Here is a 17,242-nt window from a genome sequence, read left to right on the forward strand (position 1 = left end):
AGGATCCGACATGTTTCGACGCCCCTCTATCCGCTACGGGACCAGTCCCGAGCCCGTCACGCCCTATCAACGCGCGGCCCAGGTCTGGGACGACCGCATCGGTTCAGCACGGGTGCAGGCGAAAAACTGGCGGCTCGCCTTCTTTGGTTGCCTTGCGCTTTCGGGAGGGCTGGCAGGCGGTCTCGTCTGGCAATCGGCGCGCGGCACGATCACGCCCTGGGTGGTCGAGGTCGACAAGCTTGGCCAGGCACAGGCCATCGCGCCTGCCGATGTCGATTATCGCCCGACCGACCCGCAGATGGCGTTCCACCTTGCTCGCTTCATCGAACAGGTGCGCGCCATTCCCGCCGATCCGATCGTGCTGCGGCAAGACTGGCTCAGGGCTTACGACTTTACCACCGACCGCGGCGCGCAGGCGCTCAATGACTACGCGCGCAACAACGATCCCTTTGCCCAAGTCGGCAAGGTGCAGGTCGCGGTCGATGTGTCGAGTGTCGTTCGTGCGTCGAACGACAGCTTTCGCGTCGGCTGGACCGAGCGGCGTTACCAGGATGGCGCCCTTCTCGAGACTTCGCGGTGGTCAGCGATCCTGACCACCGTCGTGCAGCCACCTCGCACTCCCGATGCCCTGCGCAAGAATCCGCTCGGCCTGTTCATCAACGCCATCAACTGGTCAAAGGAGCTTAGCCAATGATCCGCCCGACGCGCGCCCTGCGCACATCGATTATGCTCTCAGCGGTAACACTGATCTGCATACCTGCCCAAGCCATGGCGCGCGAACAGCGCGCTCAGCCCCATCCAATTCCTGCTACATCGGCGCAGACCGTTGAGCCTGCCGACCCGCGCACCCGTGTTGGTAGAGCCAACGCCGCAGCGCGGGTGGAACCGGAGCGCACCAGCTATTTCAATGCCATCCAGCAATATGCCTACTCCGATGGAGCCCTGTTCCAGATTTACACCGCACCGGGGCAGATTACCGACATCATGCTCCAGGAAGGCGAAGAACTCGTTGGACCGGGGCCGGTCGCATCGGGCGATACGGTCCGCTGGATAATCGGCGACACGGTGAGCGGTGCCGGAGCAGCGCGCCGGGTTCACATCCTCGTCAAGCCGACGCGGGCCGACATTCGCACCAACCTCATTATCAATACCAATCGGCGCACCTATCATCTCGAACTCAGTGCGACGAACTCGACCTATATGGCCGCAGTCTCCTGGACCTATCCGCAGGACGCCTTGATCGCCCTGCGTACTGCCGAGGCCGAGCGTGAACGCACGGCACCGGTGGCCTCGGGTATCGACTTCTCAAGCCTGAACTTTCGCTACCGCATCGGGGGCGATCATCCCGGATGGCGACCAGTGCGGGTGTTCGATGATGGCCGGCAGGTGTTCATCGAGTTTCCGGGCGACATTGCGAGCGGCGATATGCCGCCGCTGTTCGTGATCGGCGCGGACCAGGCAGCTGAGCTGGTGAACTACCGTGTGCAAGGCCGCTATATGGTTGTCGACCGGCTGTTTGAGCGTGCGGAATTGCGGCTTGGCGCAGGCAACAGCGCCAAGCAGGTTCGCATTGAGCGTGAACGCGCACGCCGCCGGAGCCGCTCATGAACACGAGACCGCAGGATGATGGCGTGCGACCGGTCTCCAACCGGATTGTTGAGGCTGAAGTCGAGACTGACGTTGAAACAGACGTTGAGGTCGATGCCGAAGGCGACGAGCCTGACGGCGAGCGCCCGGTTGCACCGGCCAACCCCGACGGGTTTCGCCTTGGCGGGGAGCCGCCGCGCGTCATGCGCTTGTCGCGCAAGGCATTAGCGACTCTTGGTCTCCTCGCCAGCGTCGGGATTGGCGGTGCGCTGATCTACGCACTGCAGCCCCAGAACCACCTGCCAGCAGAGAATCTCTACGACACGAACAGCCGCAACCGCGCGGACTCGGTCAACGGCGCACCCGCCAATTACGGCGACGTGCCCAAGTTGGGGCCTGCACTGCCCGGCGACCTCGGCGGCCCGATCGTTGCCGCACAGCGTGGCGGACAGAATGTCCCGATCCCGCCTATTGGTGCCGCCCCGGCCGCAGGACAGCCCGATCCGCGGATTGCCGCCGCCGAGCAAGCGCGTGAGCGCGCCGCGCAGGAGCGTGACAGCGCCCGGACCAGTCGCCTGTTTCTTGCCGGAGAGACCGGAACGACCGACAGTCGGTCTGCAACCGCAGTAGGGCCAGCGCCATCAGCTTCGATACCGGGTGCCGATCCGGCTCTACCGTCTGCACCAACAGCCACGTCCAGTCGCCGCGCCTTTCTCGATCAGCGAGGCAACCGCAGCACGGAAAGCCCTGAGCGCATCATGCGCCTTGCATCGCCTTACGTTGTGCAGGCCGGCAGCGTCATACCGGCGGCACTCATAACCGGCATCCGGTCAGACCTTCCAGGCCAGATCACGGCGCAGGTTACGCAAAATGTCTATGACAGCCCCACCGGCCGGATCCTCCTGATCCCCCAAGGCTCAAGGCTGATCGGTGAATATGACAGCGAGGTAGCCGCCGGACAGAACCGCGTGCTGCTGGCGTGGGACCGCCTCATCCTTCCCGGAGGTCAATCGATCCTGCTTGATCGCCTGCCCGGCGCTGATGCTGCTGGTATGGCCGGCCTTGAAGACCAGACCAACTATCATTGGGGCAACATGCTCAAGGCCGCGCTCATTTCGACATTGCTGGGCGCTGGTACAGAGCTCATCTCGAACGGTGATAGCGATCTCATTCGGGCGCTGCGTTTCGGCACGCAGGACACCATAAGCCAGACTGGCAGGCAGGTCGTGCAGCGGCAATTGAACGTGCCGCCGACACTGACCGTGCGCCCCGGATTTTCGCTGCGCATCATCGTGACGCGCGATCTGGTGCTCGAACCGATGCCTGCGGGAGGAACTCGATGACCCGTCTCAAACTGGCTGATCTGGCCGATGAAAAGCCAGTGCGGCTGACCTTGGAGCTCTCTGCACGACTTCACCGCGATCTGGTAGCTTATGCGCTCGCGGTAAACGGCGGGGATGCCAAAGGTGCGCCGACCGCCGAGCGGCTCATTCCGCCCATGCTTGAGCGGTTTATCGCAACCGACCGGGCTTTTGCCAAAGCGCGCAAGACACCTCAGACGGGGTAACGCTCGTTGATCAGGGTGAAGAAGCGTTGCAGCGCCGGATTGTCATTGTCTTCGCGCCAGTAAACCGAAAATTCGAGGCGCGTCGTGCCGTTCTGATCGTGGATATCGCGGAAATGGAGATCCGGCCATGTCACCCCCTGCGAGGCTTCGGTTGCGATTGATATAAAGCGGCCGACCGACACAATGCTCAGCACGCTCTCGAGGCTGGTATTCTGCACGATGATGTTCGGCCGCCCGCCTTGCCCGGTCAGCCGCGCAGCAAGCAGATTGGCTAGAGTCGGACCAATGCCGCCGCCCGGCACCACGAACACTTCGCGGCGCAGATCACTCCAGTAGATCCGGTCGCTTTCGAGAAGCCGGTGGCCCGACTGCAAGGCGACCATCAGCCTGTCAGACCAGACCGAGCGCGCCAGAATGCCGCTCTCTTCCATCCCCGCCGGTGCCACCGCGACATCGATGGTCCGCGACTGCAAGGCATTCAGCAGCTTTTCGGGAGCGGCTTCCTCGCCATCGAACTGGACGTCAGGAAATCGGGTCAGATACTCGGAGAAGGTCTGCTTCAGATTGCCTGCCATCAGCGAGGAGCTGTAACCGACGGCGAGACGTCCTTGTTCACCGTAGCTGACCGCTCGAGCGGTGGTTTGCAGATTGTCGATGTCGGTGATGATGCGCCGCGCGGACTCCAGAAAGACCTGGCCCATCTCGGTCGGCTCAGCTCCCCGCGTCGAACGCGTAAACAACTTGATGCCGAGTTTGTCCTCAAGTTGCGTAACCCGCAGGCTCAGCGTTGCCTGCTTCATGTTGAGCGCCGTGGCAGCACGGGAAAAGCTGCGGGTGTCTGCGGTCAGAACGGCGTAGCGGAGTTGCCGAACCTCGATCGTCATACTGCTATCGCTCCCCCATTCTCTTTCTTGCCGGCATTGAGGCGCAATCAGACTGAAATCGCAATATAAATTCGCGGTAGTGGATCGACGTCAGATCTCGATCCGTAAATTTACTTGCCCAGTCAGGCGGATGTCGGAATTTAACTTCAAATCTGTTTGATCTATTTTGGAGACAAATCTTAACGGCGGCGTGGTAAGGATTCGACATGTCGAATGAACCCCGTGCTCCGCGTCTTGCTGTCCTCATCGACGCTGACAATGCCTCCTCCCGTATCGCTACCCGTCTGTTCGAAGAGATCGCCAAGATCGGTGAAGCCAGTGTGCGCCGGATTTATGGCGACTTTTCTGGAACCCGCCTCAAATCCTGGGCAGAGGTGCTTTCAACCCACGCAATCCGGGCGCAGCAGAATTTCGCCTACACCACCGGCAAGAATGCGTCTGACATTGCGCTCGTGATCGACGCCATGGACCTGTTGCATACCGGGCGCTTCGACGCCTTCTGCCTGGTATCGTCTGACAGTGATTTCACAGGGCTTGCTGCCCGAATCCGCGAGCAAGGCATCGATGTATACGGCTTCGGTGAGCAGAAAACCCCCGAGAGCTTCCGCCAGGCTTGTCGACGCTTCATCTACACGGAAAATCTTCTGCCGGAGGCGCCGACGTCGGAAGAGCCCGAACGCGCCGATCTGCGTCCTGCGGCAGCCAAACAAGCCCCAAGCGCGGCCGCCCCGCTTATTCGCAAGGCCATTGCGCAGCTGGACGATGACGGTGGCTGGGTTCCCTTGGGCCGAGTGGGCCAGCGTATCGCTGAACTCGCGTCGGATTTCGATCCGCGTACCTATGGTCAGGCCAAGCTCAGCGATCTCGTAGACAAGGCGGGCGCGTTTGAATCCCGCCGCACGGAATCGGGCCACGTCCAGATCAGACTCAAACACGTGCCCGCCAAGGGCAAAAAATAGCCTTTGCCGGGATCAGTTTGTCACGATTTCCATTAGCTTGTCATAGCTGTCCGCTACCCCGTACCGCACGTTGGGCGTCGGGTTCGTTTCTGCCAGCTTGGCGAAAAACTTCTTAGCGCAATCAATCTTTGCGCGTTCAAGATCTCGTAGGGCAAGCGACGACATCGAACCCTTGGTTTCGGCGACGAAATAGATGTGCTTCACTGCGCCCGCTCGAAATACAATGGCCCAGTCGGGATTGTAGTCGCCAACTGGAGTTGGGATCAGGAAGCCCCTCGGCAGCTTCGCATAGACCTCGACCTCTGCGCTGGTATCCAGCTCCCCAACGAAGTCGCGTTCGACCCCAGAATCGGTGATGCAATAGTCGAAGACGTGGTTCTTGAGACGCTCGGTTGCTCGGGAAAAATCCTGACCAATCTCGGCGGCGGTAAAAATATCGGCGTCATATCGCTCGTCGATCGGATCATAGACCAACTGCTCGATAAGGTGACCTGCCTTCTGCTCCTTGATCAGCCGCGCTGCCTCAGAGATGAAGTGCTCAGGGTTTGCACGATACTGTTCGAAGATTGACGGCTCAATGCCAGACAGAATCTCAGCCACCGTTTGCCGCAAGAGATCGGTTGCTTCTGAGACTTTGCCCAGCAGGTCATACTTCACAGACGAACGGGCTGACGCCGCTTTGACAGTTTCATTGCGCGTGACGCTGAAACCGGTGCCGTCCCTGAGCTGCTCATCGGTGACCTGATCCAATTGGATCCCCGTCTGGACGGAATACTGCAGCTTGGTCACGCGCAGTTCGCGGTTCAACGCGCCGATGCATTTCTGAATGAGCTCAGCCGTGTCAAACTCGACGCGATAGACAGCCTTGCGGTTGATCCTGCCCCAAAGCTCCTGAAAGGCCCCCTTGTGGAAATTGTCATTGAGCGGGTTCCGCTTGGGCTTACGCCCATCCTCGAACTTGGGGAGCGCTGCATCGCTGTAGACGCTGTCGATCAGGCCAAAGACCTCTGCCTGGTAGGGCACCAAATCTTCATGCAGCGCGGCCAATGTCCCATCAGCCTTGGCTGTGTAGTAGACATCGGTGATCTGGTCGGAATCGTCGATATAGTCGTTCTTGATCAGATACCGGTGGATCTGCGTCGCCATCTGGTCGGTGACCGTGACCGGCCCTTCGGGCGTCTGCAATTGCTTGCCCGCAAAGTACGTTTGGCTGGCCTTGCGGGGCCGTGCCGAGAGGCTTTCGGCAATCTCCTTCTGCAACCCGCCAACGAAGTCGGTGTAGCTCTCGCTCGCGATCACCGAGAGAATGTTGATGTCGTGGACGGTAGCCGGGTGGTCCAGCCTATCGCCAAACCGGTCAACGGCCAGGCGCAGACCACGGCCAACTTCCTGTCGCCGTGAAATCATGTTGAGGCTCTGCTTGAGCATGCACATGACGAACACATTCGGATTGTCCCAACCTTCGCGGAGCGCGGAGTGGGAAAACAGGAATCGGACGGGCTCTTCGAACGAGAGCAGCCGCTCTTTGTCCTTGAGGATGAGGTCGTAAGCGTCGCTATCGTCAGATTTCTCGGTCTTCTTCCCGGTTTCCTCATCCTTGACGATTTTGAACTCAGGATCTTTCAGCCGCTTGGTCTTCTTGTCGATCGAAAAATAGCCGTCGTGCGTCTTGGCAACCGGGATTGCTTCGAGATGCTTTCGCCAGGCAGCTTCTTCAAGCGGGAGTTCGTCCAGCACGTCGGCGACGGCCTCAGTGTATTCCTCCTCGAACATCCGGGCGTATTCGCCGTTCTGATCGCCACGGCTGTAGTCCCGGTATTTGGCCACCTCATCAATGAAGAAAAGGGAAAGCACCTTAACGCCTTGGGTGAAAAGCTGCCTTTCTTTCTCGAGATGCGCGCGGATCGTTTCGCGGATCTGGATCCGGCGGATGTCGCGTTCGGAAAGATCACCATAAGCCTCGCCAGCCTTGATGATGATACCATTGGTAAACTCCACCGTGTCCATCGTGGCGTCGATCTGTGACACGACAAAATCGCGATACTGATCCAAACCACCGGAAAGGTCATAAAGGTCATCGTGAAACTTCAGACGCTTCTTCCGGCGCTTGATCGTGCCGGTAGTGTCCTTGATCTCCATCTCGAAGCGGGCAAAGGGACCGCCCTTGCCGCGGCCGACCGTCTCGATGCCTTCAAGATACAGATAGGCTGTCGTGCCAGTCAGGCCCTTGAGCGCGATGCCGCGCACCTGAATTTTCTTCACCAGTTTCTGGTTATAAGCATCCAGCGCATCGAGCCGATGGATCTTGGTATGTTCGGTTCGGTGCGTGGCGGAATAGCGCAGCACGAAGAGTGGGCGGAACTTGGGCAAAGCCTCTACAGTGGCCTTTCCCTCCATCTTCTGCGGCTCATCGAGGATGAGGATCGGTCGGTTGGCGGCGATCACATCGATCGGCTTACGCGACTGGAATTCATCGAGCGCATCGTAGATGCGGCGATTATCCTTGCCGCTCGCATTGAACGCCTGGATGTTCATCACCATCACGTTCAGCCCGGCATCGGACGAAAAGCTCTCCAGCTCGTGCAACCGCTTCGAGTTGTAAATGAAGAAGCGCGCCTTCTTGCCGTAGGTCTCGGTGAAGTGCTCTGCCGTGATCGTCAGCGATTTGGCTACGCCTTCGCGGATGGCGATGTTCGGCACAATGATGATGAACTTCGACCAGCCATAGCGGCGGTTCAGCTCGAACATCGACTTGATGTAGCAATAGGTTTTGCCGGTGCCGGTCTCCATCTCGACATCGAGATGAAGCTGGCTGACCGCCGCCATATTCTTGAGATAGGCTGCTGGTGCGGGCACCGCCTTGCCCTTGGTGTCACGGGTGACGAAGCTGTGTAGCGAGGCAGACTGCGGCAGATTCTGGCGCCGCTGCACAGCCTTGATATTGTCGAGCAGTTGCGCTTCGGTCAGCGCAAAGTCGGTATTGCGAAACCCCTCGTCATCGAACGCTTCCGCCTGATTGCGCTTGCCCGGATCGATCCGATAGGTCGGGCCACTGGCAAAGGGCTGGCCCGCAAAGCAATCCACCACGGCATCGACGGCCAGCGTCTGGTAAGGCTGAACCTTGAACTTGAGCTTCATGGCCATGGTCAGATGGCCTTCAGCTCTGTGCCGGGGGAGAGCTGACGGAAAAGCTGCTCTGCGTTGATGCGGTCGGCATCGCGGGCGAAGCTGGTGTCGCGGAACACGGCGCGCAGCGGCGCGCGGGCCGCGATATCCTTCACCAGATCATCGGTAACGCCAGATTCGAAGCAGGCGATCAGCGCATTGCCGTCGACCGAGTACACGGTCTTGCCTTGCAAGGTTTCACGGTTGATCGGCAGGGTCAGTTCCACGCCCCAGTCGATGAGCACCTGGAACAGCAGGTCTTCGGCGGTGCGATCGGGCTTTACGCTATCAATTTGACCATAAAGCTCATTCTGCTTCACGTCATCAGGGCTGTAGTAAACTTCTGTCATATTTGAAGAATCGACCTTCAATGTACGAAAGCCAATATCCTTGTTCCATCCATTGCCGAGCAAGGAAGGCTCGGTGCCAGACAAAATCTTTGTCCCAGAGCGGCGTATGCGCTCCTTGGCAATGTCGGCAATCGTCTTGAAGCCAGCCTGATATGCCTCTGATTTCTCCTCAGTATACTCAGGAATCTGGACTACGATAAATTTACGATTCCCGCCATCTTCGGCATTGAGCTGCATAACCGCGTCTGCAGTGGAGGACGATCCAGCGAAAAAATCTAATATTATTTCATCGGAGCTCTTCATAATTTTTGCCAAAAATTTGATGAGGCCCGTCGGCTTGGAAAAGCTAAATGGTATTTCCAGCTTGTTGAGCTCTTTTGACGCCTGAGAATTTGGAAATTCGTAGATTACATCTTCCGGATGCAGAGACGATTCCAAATCTTCGTCTAAGTAAACTTTAGGATAAATATTCCATTTTGACTGAGTGCCATGCTCATTCAAAAGTGGATTCTTCGCAGAGCCCTCAGTGAAAATCAACAAATCCTTCTGCTTCAAATATGTATCAACACTCCATCGCCACACCTTATCAGAATTGGAGAGCGGTTTAATTTTTTCTCCGTCTGATTTGATTTCAGGAAATACGTTCCCAGGTGGGATGATCAAGCTCCCATCTGGAGCTTCAATGTAATAACGTTGATTTGGTCGAGAATCGAGCGATGGCTGATATAGGGAGGCGCCGCTTTTTTTGTATTTCCGCCCATTCTTCTCGGATAATGGATAGTCTTTGGCATCAGGATCTTTGGGAATGCCAAATTCATGTAAATATTCAATAGATTTCGCAAAGGCAATAATATAGTCTTTCGTGGGCCTGAAATGTGTGCCCTTGTCCGAAGTCCGCTTCGCAATGCGCGTTACAAGGGATATGAAATTTTCATCCCCAAATATGTTGCTGCAAATTTTTTGCAAATTGCTTGCTTCAGCATCTCCTATACTTATGAATATTGCACCATCTTCCCGGAGTAAATTACGAGCTAATTTTAATCGGCTGTACATCATGCTTAGCCAATCGGAATGGAAGCGCCCATTGCTGTCAGCATTGGCTACAAGCCTCCCCCCAAACTCATCTTCTTGATTGCTTCGGGCTAAAAATTCAGCCGCACTTTCGGCGAAATCATCCTCGTAAATGAAGTCATTCCCCGTATTGTAGGGCGGATCGATGTAAATCATCTTTACCTTGCCCAGATAGCTCTCTTGAAGGAGCTTCAATGCGTCGAGGTTATCGCCTTCGATAAACAGGTTCTGGGTGGTGTCGAAGTCAACGCTCTCCTCACGCGCAGGGCGAAGCGTCTTGGCAATGGGAGCGTTTGCGGTGAGCAGCGCTTCGCGCTTCCCCGGCCAGTCGAGACGGTAGCGCTCCTGCGGGCCTTCAACGATATGATCGGACAACTGTTGGCGCAGCTGGTCGAAATCGACGGCGAGACGGACAGTGCCCTGATCGTCAGCAGCTTCAGTCACGCAATCGGGGAATAATGCACGAATTTTTGCGATATTGTCCTGGCTAATGTCAGGGCTGTGCATCTTCAACTTGTCCATGCGCGATCTATTCACACTTCTATCTGATCAGGTTTTGCTCGTGAGCGCCGTGTAACGCGCTTTGGCGGCGCGCAATTCGGCATTGAGCTCGACCTTCCTGTTAAACTGTTTCTCCCGCCTTACGCCAGCCTCCATTCGCGCAATCTCGCGCTCAAGCTGGGCCGCCTCTTCCGAGCGGGCGACACGTGCCGCAATCGGTTCGTCGGGGCTCTGTCTTGGCGGCAACATGGGTTCGAGCAGCCGGGCATAAAGCGTAGCCATGTCCAGCACGGTAGGCAGAGCCTCACGTGGTGTGTTGCCCGCCTGCCATGCTGTGAACGCGTGTGGTGCGGTCACCCATTTGCCTGCCTCCGCCTGGCTGGGGCGTTTCCACGCCATAGCCATGCGAGCCCGCCCGCCATGGCGCAGCTCAAGGATCAATGGTCGGGGGATCGCCTTCTCGATGGCCTGCAGCACCGCTGGTTCGACGTCCGGCGTGTGCAGGTCGATTGCGATGACGGCTATTTCCTCAACTTCTGCCGAGGGTTGCAGGTTCAGACGATCGGCCCGCAGCACATGCGTCCATTCCATGCGTTCGACTTGATCGACGAATTTGGCCTGCATGGCACGCGGAAGCTGCGCGGCACTGTATATCCGGCTCTTCGGGATGGCGCGGCCGAACACGGTGCGCGCCGGCCACGCATAAAGCGTCACGCCGCAACTCCCGCCTCGGCTGGCTCCACCACAACGAAGGCAATCAGCTCGAAATCCTCAAGCCCGCGAATGGTATGGGACAGTGCGGTCGTGGCACCCGTCGAGAATAGACTATCGAGGTCACGCTCCTCCTTGGCGTCGATCATCGCCCGGATCGCACCGTTCAGCAGTCCGGATGGGCCACTCATGTCCTGCCCGTCAGCGGTGCGGACATTGAATGGGCGGAACGCCTCTGCCACCGGGGCTGTGATACCCTTTGCCGCAGTCCGAACCAGATCAAGCAGGCGCTTCACCTGGGTCTTACCGGCCACGACGCTGCCATCTTCGCCCATGAAGATCAGATAATAGGGATGTAACCGGTTTTGCCGGTTGGCAGAGGCATCCCCGCCGACGGCCTTCAGCGCAAAGATAACGCCAGGCTCGAGCCCCTTGCCGGGGTCCGCAGGCACGACAGCGTGCAGCCCTTTGGGTGCCGCTGCCAGATCGCCATGTTCCTTCACATAGTTGAGCAGATCCATGCGGAAATCGTTGAGACCAAGGTCGGTAATAGAGATGCCGGTACGCACATCCTCCAGCTCGATCACCTCATCCTGCAGGCGCCGTAGCTGTTCGCGTCGGTAGGCCGTGTCACTGGCCTTCGCCGTCAGCACATTGTCGTCGCCGGTTGCGGTAACATCGGCAATGATCATGCGGTTTTCGACGCGCTCTTTGAGCTTGATGTAGTCATCGAGCGTGATGTCGGGCCAGTAGTTTGCCAGCTGTATCTGCGCGTTTGGCGAGCCGATGCGGTCTATCCGCCCGAACCTCTGGATGATCCGCACAGGGTTCCAGTGAATGTCGTAGTTCACCAGAAAATCGCAGTCCTGCAGGTTCTGGCCTTCCGAGATGCAGTCTGTGGCGATCAGGATATCAATCTCGCCGGGTTCCTCGGGCATGATGGCCGCCTTCTCCTTGGAGCGGGGCGAGAACAACGTGAGAAGGGTCTGGAAATCATAGCCCTTACCCAGCGTCGATTTGGGGGCGTCTGACCCCGTGACACGGCCAGTGTGGATCTTTTGCTGGGACAAAGCCTCAGCCGCAATCTGATCGTAGAGATAATGTGCGGTATCGGCGAATGCCGTGAAGATGATCAGCTTGCGGTTCCCGGGGTTGATCGGTTCCGCCAGCTTCTGCGCAATGAGCGCCTTCAGATGCTGAAGCTTGGCATCATGCTCGGGCGTGATCCGGGCCATATCGGCCTGCAATGCCTCGATCAGAGCAAGATCTGCTTGCAGATCGTGGGCAAAGCCGGGGACGTCCATATCACTCAGGTCGATCCGGATCTTGCCGCCGACGCGGAATGCTCCAAGACCTTCGAGTTCGTCATCCTCTGCCTCAAGCGCATCAATGTCGTCGGCATAGTCAACGACGGCGCCAGTACCCGCGCCAGAGCGGTAGCTGTCGACCACGTCCAATGTCTTGCGTATGTTTTCAGCCAGCGAACCAAGCGTGAGCCGGAACGCATGGATCGAGCTCTCAAGTCGCTTGAGCAGGTTGACGGTCATCAACGCCTGCAAACTCTTGTCGCGGTCTGCCTGCCGCAGCTTGCCGCCGCCGCTCGACACGTCTGTGTCGTAGAGGTCCTCATATTTGGCGAGCCGGCTCGGCAGAATGTAGCTGGTCGGAGCGTAAACCGACAGCTTCAGCAGTGTCAGCTGCGCAACGATAGTGTTGAGATCCATGGTGCCCGACAGCTCTGTCAGCGGCGGACGAAATGACAGTGGTTTGCGGCGCTCTGGGAAGTGCCCGATGTCCGTCATGTCATAGAAGGTCGTGATGTGTTTGCGCGACCGGGCGATCGTGACGCTGTCGAGCAATTCGAAGAAGTCGAAATCGAGCTCGGTCAGAATTGTTTCGGCGGTCCGTTGTTCCGGGGGCAGTTTCGACCAGCGGTTGAACGCGGCCTGGGCTCTGCGGAAGATTTCCTCAACGCTGGATGTGGTGTTCAGCTTCTCGGAAAGAATCTCGGATTGACCTTCATAGGCGAGGGCCAGCTGGTTGCGCAGGTCATTGAAGCGGTTGTTGACCGGGGTCGCCGACAGCATGAGGACTTTGGTTTTGACCCCGGCCCGGATGACCTGGTTCATCAGCTTCTGATAACGGGTTTCCTTCTCCTTGAAGGCGTCATTGTTCCTGAAATTGTGGGATTCGTCGATGACGACGAGGTCGTAATTTCCCCAATTTACCCGGTTCAGCGGGATCCCGTTGGAGGTGCCCGATGTCCGCGACAAGTCGGTATGGCACAGCACATCATAGTTGAATCGGTCCCGGGCGAAGGGGTTGGTTTTGAGATTGGTGCTGTAGTTGAGCCAGTTGTCCGTCAGCTTCTTCGGGCACAGCACGAGAACCGAGCGATTGCGCAGCTCGTAGTATTTGATGACGGCAAGCGCGGTGAAGGTTTTGCCGAGGCCTACGCTGTCTGCGAGAATGCATCCATTATAGGTTTCCAGCTTGTTGATGATGCCGGTTGCCGCGTCGCGCTGGTAGTTGAACAGCTTTTGCCAGACCAGGCTCTCCTGATAGCCGGTGCGGTCGTTCGGCAGGACGTCCTCGTCAATGTCTTCCAAAAACGCATGGAAGATATTGTAGAGCATAATGAAGTAGATGCGCTCTGGGGAGTTCTCCTGGTAGACCGAGGCAATGTGATCGCAGATCGCATCGGTTACATCTTCGACCCGGGTCGGATCCGACCAGATTGTGTCGAACAGCTGAATATAGCTCTGCGTGTGAGACGCCTCATCGAACCGATTGACGAAGTTTGAGACGGCATTTCCGCGAGCGTAGCCAAGGTCGACAGCCGTGAATCCCGATAGCGGCATGTAGGCAACCGCGCCTGCCACGCCATCTGCCGAAAGGAATTGCTGCATAGGCGAGCTCGATGCATTCGACTTGAAACGCGCCTTTTTGCGAATCCACTCCGCGCACTCACGCGCGACAGCGCGCTGCGTCAGTTGGTTGCGCAACTGGATTTCAAACTCAGATCCTGTCAGCCCAGCGACGCGCTTGGCCTTCGGTATGAAGAATTCGCGGCGCTCGCGAGCTTTCCCGTCGGTTGCGCGTTCTGCGGTGAACGTCTGCTCAGTAAACAGGAATTGCAGTTCGTCGATTTGCTGCAACTCTTTACGGAGAGCCTCGAACGCAAAAATCGAAAAGCTGGACGCGGCAATCCGAAGGCGTTGCCCCCGCTTGAGGTCCTTTTTCAGCTCATCGCCGAGGAGGACATTGATATTATCGATTATCTGCAAAGGTCACCGGATTCGCAAAGATTGAAGAGGGCCGTTGGGTTGCGGTTCTCGATCGAGTGTTCCGCATTCGTGCGAGGACTGTAATCCGACCAATGGTTTGGCGAAATGCGCAACCACCGGTGCCTCCGTTCGCATAGACCTCATGCCGCACGATCCAAATCGATGATATTGGCAAGGCCTTGTTGCGCCAGCGGTTCTGCAAGCGCCCGGACGCTGCGATGATGTGTGAACAACAGGACCTGGTTGGTCTTGCCAAACTCGGCGAGCAGGTCGAGCGTGGACCGGCTGCGCTCATCATCGAAATGCACCAGAATGTCGTCCGCGATGAAGGGCAGCGGCTCCGTCGCACTGGCATAATTCTCAAGACTTGCCAGCCGGAAGGCGAGGAAAAGCTGGTCGCGGGTGCCGTCGCTCATTTTACCAACCGCAGCAATACCGCCATTGGCTCGCCGTCCAACCACGACCGGATGGCCTTTGTCATCGATATCGGTCTCGATTGCGGCAAATTCACCGAGTGTCGTTGCCGTGAACAGTTCGCCTGCCCGCGCAATAAGCGGATCTTGCTGTTCTGCGCGGATCGTTGCCATGGCCGACGTCACCAATTCACGCGCAACCGATAGCTCGAGATAGCGTTCGAGGGCGAGATGCATCTGCGCTGCCGCCGCTTCGCGTTCGGCAACGGCGTGATTGACCTCGCTCTGGCTCAGATAGGCCGCAAGGTCGTCCTTTGCCGCCTTCTCGGCGAGAATGGCTGCCTCGATTTCGCTCTCGATCTCGCTAGCACGCGATGTCTGCTCGGACAGTTCCGCGCGAACCTCATCGAGGTCGCGTTCATCCCATTCCGCCCGCAAGGTAGCGAGATCAAGCTTGTCGCCCACGTCCGTCGCGGTGCGTTCCGCCAGAGCGATCTCATTGCACAAAGCCATGCGTGCTTCACACCGTGAAGCTGCGTCCAGAAGGGCCCCATCATCGCCGCCATCAAGTTTTGCCGAAGCCGCGAGCGTAGCCAGCTCCTCCCGAGCGGTGCCAAGGGCCTCTTGCGCCTGGTCGGCCTCGACCTTCGCCTCTTCAAAGTCGGGCAGTACCCCGTCATATTGGGTTTGCGCTGTTGCGTTGTCGGTAAACCGGGCCAGCACCATCTGCGCTGCAACCACACAGTCTTCGCCGATCTCGATGGCGAGTTCGGTCGCGAGGCTGCGGACATCCTTCGCAAGGCTCGTCTCGTCGTCGTCCATGCGCTTTAGCCGCTGGCGGGCCTGCCCTATTGCCGTAAGCACACCGCGTGCGCCCACCCATTCGGTGACCGCACTGTTGGCATCTGCCGGCGAAATGTCGGGTTTGAGCCCCAGCGCACCTGTTGCCGCAGGCCATGCCGCATCCCAGGCGGCCTGTGCGTCCGACAATTGTTGCACTTCCGCCTCAACCAGCTTGTGCTGCCGCGCCAAGTCCTCCCGGTCCCGCGTGTCCCTGCCATATTCGGCATGTGCTTGTTCGTGCCGGGAAATGGCGTTTTGCACCGCGCTGACCCGGGCCGCGAACGACAATGTGGTATCGAGCTTGCGGCTCTGTTCGATCCGCTCGAGCAGCTCAACGGCCGGCGCAAGCTGGGCCTCTTCCAAAGCCAGTGCATTTGCCGAATTCCGCAAGCGTTCTGATTCATCCAGCACCAATTGTCGGGCCTGGGCAAATTGGAGCAGCGACGCCAGTTCCGGGTGTTTGACCAGAACTTGCGGAAAACTGTTCCCCCATTGCGCGATGCGCACTTCGCCTTGTGCGACAAGCGCGGCCGTCTCGGCCTCTGCCGCCGTGACCGCAGTCCTTGCCTCCGCGATGCGCCGCAACGCGAGTGCGAGCGACGCAGCCCGTTCGGCCTCTGCCGCGCGTCGATCGGAAAGTTCGTCCGCAGACACGATTGCCGTTTCCAGACCGTCAGCAACGGCAAGGCGAGCAGCGCCGTCATCGGGCAGCTGTCCCGCGACATATGCCGTCTTTATCGGCCTCCAGGCATCGGCGCGCAGGCTGCGCGCCTCGGCAAGTGACGCATCACTTGCGATGGTCCCGGATGCCTGAAGCGAGCCAATCTCAGCCTCACCAGCTGAAATCTCGCGCTCGGCTTGCCGCCTCAGCTTGGCCTGATCCTCGATCTGCGCGGTCAACGTCTCGCGCGCGGCCTGCTCACTACGAATATCGTCAACGCTGGGGCATGGCAGGGTGGCAAGCGCATCGATGGTCTCGAAGCCAAGCGCCTTGAGCCGTCCGGTCAATGTTGCGCTGTCCGTATCCAGCGCTTGCTGACGTGCTAGGTGCGCCGACTTCTGGGCCGCAAGGCTGGCAAAGGCCGATGACGACGCCTCGGGCGGAGCATCATGCCCCGCCAGGCGTGCCGCTTCCAAACGATCGTCAATTGCCGCAAGCGAAGCCGCCAGTTCGCCAAGGCGCTTTCTGGCAGAAGCCAGACTTGGACGGCGCTCCACCATCTCGTCGGCAGCCGAGCGCACAAGATTGAGGGCAGACGGGTCCGGGATCAGTGGTGCAAGGTCCACATCGGCCGGCAGGCCAAGCATCCGGCGCAGCGCCGCTAGTTGAGCCTCGCCGTCATCAATCTCGCGCTGACGATTGGCACGATCGGACCGGGCCTTGCTGACGTGAAGGGCGCGTTCAGCCAGATCACGCACCCGCTGTTCGGCGGCTTTGAGACCCGGGTTCACCACCAGCGCATCAAGCCGTGCCTTCAGGCGGTCCCGCCGCTCGATCGCGGCCTCGAGCCGCGTTTCAGCCTTGTTGCGCTGGTCCAGAGCAGTCCGCATCTTGGCCGCGAAATCATCCGGGAAGGACGCGACATCGTCGTAGCCGACCAGATCCAGGGTAAAGTTGGCCAGCTGACGCAAATAGGGCACGACTCGCAGGACGCGCTCCAGCCGGGACGTCGATGCGCCGAGGCTGCGCCTCTCGGTGCGAAGGGCCTCGAGCTTTTCCCCGGCTGCGAGCGATGCCTTGCGCGTCTGCTCAAAGGTTTCTCGGGTCAGTTGCGCGCCGCGTGCCGCCTTCTCGGCTGCCTCGAATGCGGTCAGCTGCTGGTAGAAAACACGATTTACCGACCGCCTCGTGTCCGTCGTCAGAACATTTGGCACAGGTCGCGGCGTAAATTAGCGGAGTGCGG

At 58.7% G+C, this 17,242-nt stretch carries 11 protein-coding genes; 5 read left to right on the forward strand and 6 right to left on the reverse strand.

Translation table 11 applies throughout. From position 1 onward, the window contains the following. Window positions 1-10: 10 nt before the first annotated feature. The 4 genes from trbF to AX672_RS15095 are packed head-to-tail and all read left to right on the forward strand — an operon-like array spanning window position 11 to window position 3,154. A complete protein-coding gene (gene trbF / locus AX672_RS15080) occupies window positions 11-694 on the forward strand; it encodes a conjugal transfer protein TrbF (protein WP_054109445.1) in 684 nt (227 codons plus the stop codon). Further along, window positions 691-1,608 carry a P-type conjugative transfer protein TrbG gene (trbG, locus tag AX672_RS15085; RefSeq protein WP_066652649.1) on the forward strand — a complete coding sequence of 306 codons (918 nt, stop codon included), beginning with the start codon at window positions 691-693 and terminating at the stop codon, window positions 1,606-1,608. The genes trbF and trbG overlap by 4 nt, the downstream gene beginning before the upstream one ends. After that, window positions 1,605-2,930: a TrbI/VirB10 family protein gene (locus AX672_RS15090; protein WP_066652651.1), complete on the forward strand. Its 1,326-nt coding sequence runs from the start codon at window positions 1,605-1,607 to the stop codon at window positions 2,928-2,930. The genes trbG and AX672_RS15090 overlap by 4 nt, the downstream gene beginning before the upstream one ends. Continuing rightward, window positions 2,927-3,154, forward strand: a complete 228-nt coding sequence (locus AX672_RS15095) for a DUF2274 domain-containing protein (RefSeq protein WP_006964542.1) — start codon at window positions 2,927-2,929, stop codon at window positions 3,152-3,154. Before AX672_RS15090 ends, AX672_RS15095 begins: the two co-directional genes overlap by 4 nt. Here AX672_RS15095 and AX672_RS15100 read toward each other — a convergent pair. Continuing rightward, complete coding sequence (locus AX672_RS15100; RefSeq protein WP_066652654.1) at window positions 3,142-4,038, reverse strand: LysR family transcriptional regulator; 897 nt, start codon at window positions 4,036-4,038, stop codon at window positions 3,142-3,144. The two genes, AX672_RS15095 and AX672_RS15100, sit on opposite strands and share 13 nt — an antisense overlap. Before the next feature lie 206 nt (window positions 4,039-4,244). On the opposite strand from AX672_RS15100, the gene AX672_RS15105 reads away from it, so the two are divergent. Then, complete coding sequence (locus AX672_RS15105) at window positions 4,245-4,997, forward strand: NYN domain-containing protein (protein ID WP_066652656.1); 753 nt, start codon at window positions 4,245-4,247, stop codon at window positions 4,995-4,997. Between the two features lie 12 nt (window positions 4,998-5,009). Here AX672_RS15105 and AX672_RS15110 read toward each other — a convergent pair whose 3' ends face one another. The 5 genes from AX672_RS15110 to AX672_RS15130 all read right to left on the reverse strand — a co-directional run bounded on the left by AX672_RS15110 (window position 5,010) and on the right by AX672_RS15130 (window position 17,213). Continuing rightward, complete coding sequence (locus tag AX672_RS15110) at window positions 5,010-8,141, reverse strand: type III restriction-modification system endonuclease (protein ID WP_202189348.1); 3,132 nt, start codon at window positions 8,139-8,141, stop codon at window positions 5,010-5,012. A 2-nt stretch (window positions 8,142-8,143) separates the two neighbouring features. After that, window positions 8,144-10,105, reverse strand: a complete 1,962-nt coding sequence (locus AX672_RS15115; protein ID WP_066652657.1) for a site-specific DNA-methyltransferase — start codon at window positions 10,103-10,105, stop codon at window positions 8,144-8,146. A 27-nt stretch (window positions 10,106-10,132) separates the two neighbouring features. Beyond that, the gene (locus AX672_RS15120) at window positions 10,133-10,798 is read right to left on the reverse strand and encodes a DUF4391 domain-containing protein (protein WP_066652659.1); all 666 of its coding nucleotides are present in this window, start codon (window positions 10,796-10,798) and stop codon (window positions 10,133-10,135) included. Continuing rightward, entirely contained in the window at window positions 10,795-14,082 is a 3,288-nt protein-coding gene (locus AX672_RS15125) for a helicase-related protein (protein WP_066652661.1), read from the reverse strand. The genes AX672_RS15120 and AX672_RS15125 overlap by 4 nt, the downstream gene beginning before the upstream one ends. 140 nt (window positions 14,083-14,222) lie before the next feature. After that, window positions 14,223-17,213, reverse strand: a complete 2,991-nt coding sequence (locus tag AX672_RS15130) for a chromosome segregation protein SMC (RefSeq protein ID WP_231731388.1) — start codon at window positions 17,211-17,213, stop codon at window positions 14,223-14,225. Between the last annotated feature and the right edge of the window lie 29 nt (window positions 17,214-17,242).

This window comes from Sphingomonas sp. CCH10-B3 (assembly GCF_001556185.1).
GTDB classification, from domain to species: domain Bacteria; phylum Pseudomonadota; class Alphaproteobacteria; order Sphingomonadales; family Sphingomonadaceae; genus Sphingomonas; species Sphingomonas aquatica.

Bases quoted from the DNA above. Each gene is read 5' to 3' on its own strand.
- AX672_RS15095 (WP_006964542.1), top strand. From the start codon at position 2,927: ATGACCCGTCTCAAACTGGCTGATCTGGCCGATGAAAAGCCAGTGCGG.
- AX672_RS15105 (WP_066652656.1), top strand. From the start codon at position 4,245: ATGTCGAATGAACCCCGTGCTCCGCGTCTTGCTGTCCTCATCGACGCT.
- AX672_RS15115 (WP_066652657.1), bottom strand. From the start codon at position 10,105: ATGGACAAGTTGAAGATGCACAGCCCTGACATTAGCCAGGACAATATC.
- AX672_RS15090 (WP_066652651.1), top strand. From the start codon at position 1,605: ATGAACACGAGACCGCAGGATGATGGCGTGCGACCGGTCTCCAACCGG.
- AX672_RS15100 (WP_066652654.1), bottom strand. From the start codon at position 4,038: ATGACGATCGAGGTTCGGCAACTCCGCTACGCCGTTCTGACCGCAGAC.
- AX672_RS15110 (WP_202189348.1), bottom strand. From the start codon at position 8,141: ATGGCCATGAAGCTCAAGTTCAAGGTTCAGCCTTACCAGACGCTGGCC.
- trbG (WP_066652649.1), top strand. From the start codon at position 691: ATGATCCGCCCGACGCGCGCCCTGCGCACATCGATTATGCTCTCAGCG.
- trbF (WP_054109445.1), top strand. From the start codon at position 11: ATGTTTCGACGCCCCTCTATCCGCTACGGGACCAGTCCCGAGCCCGTC.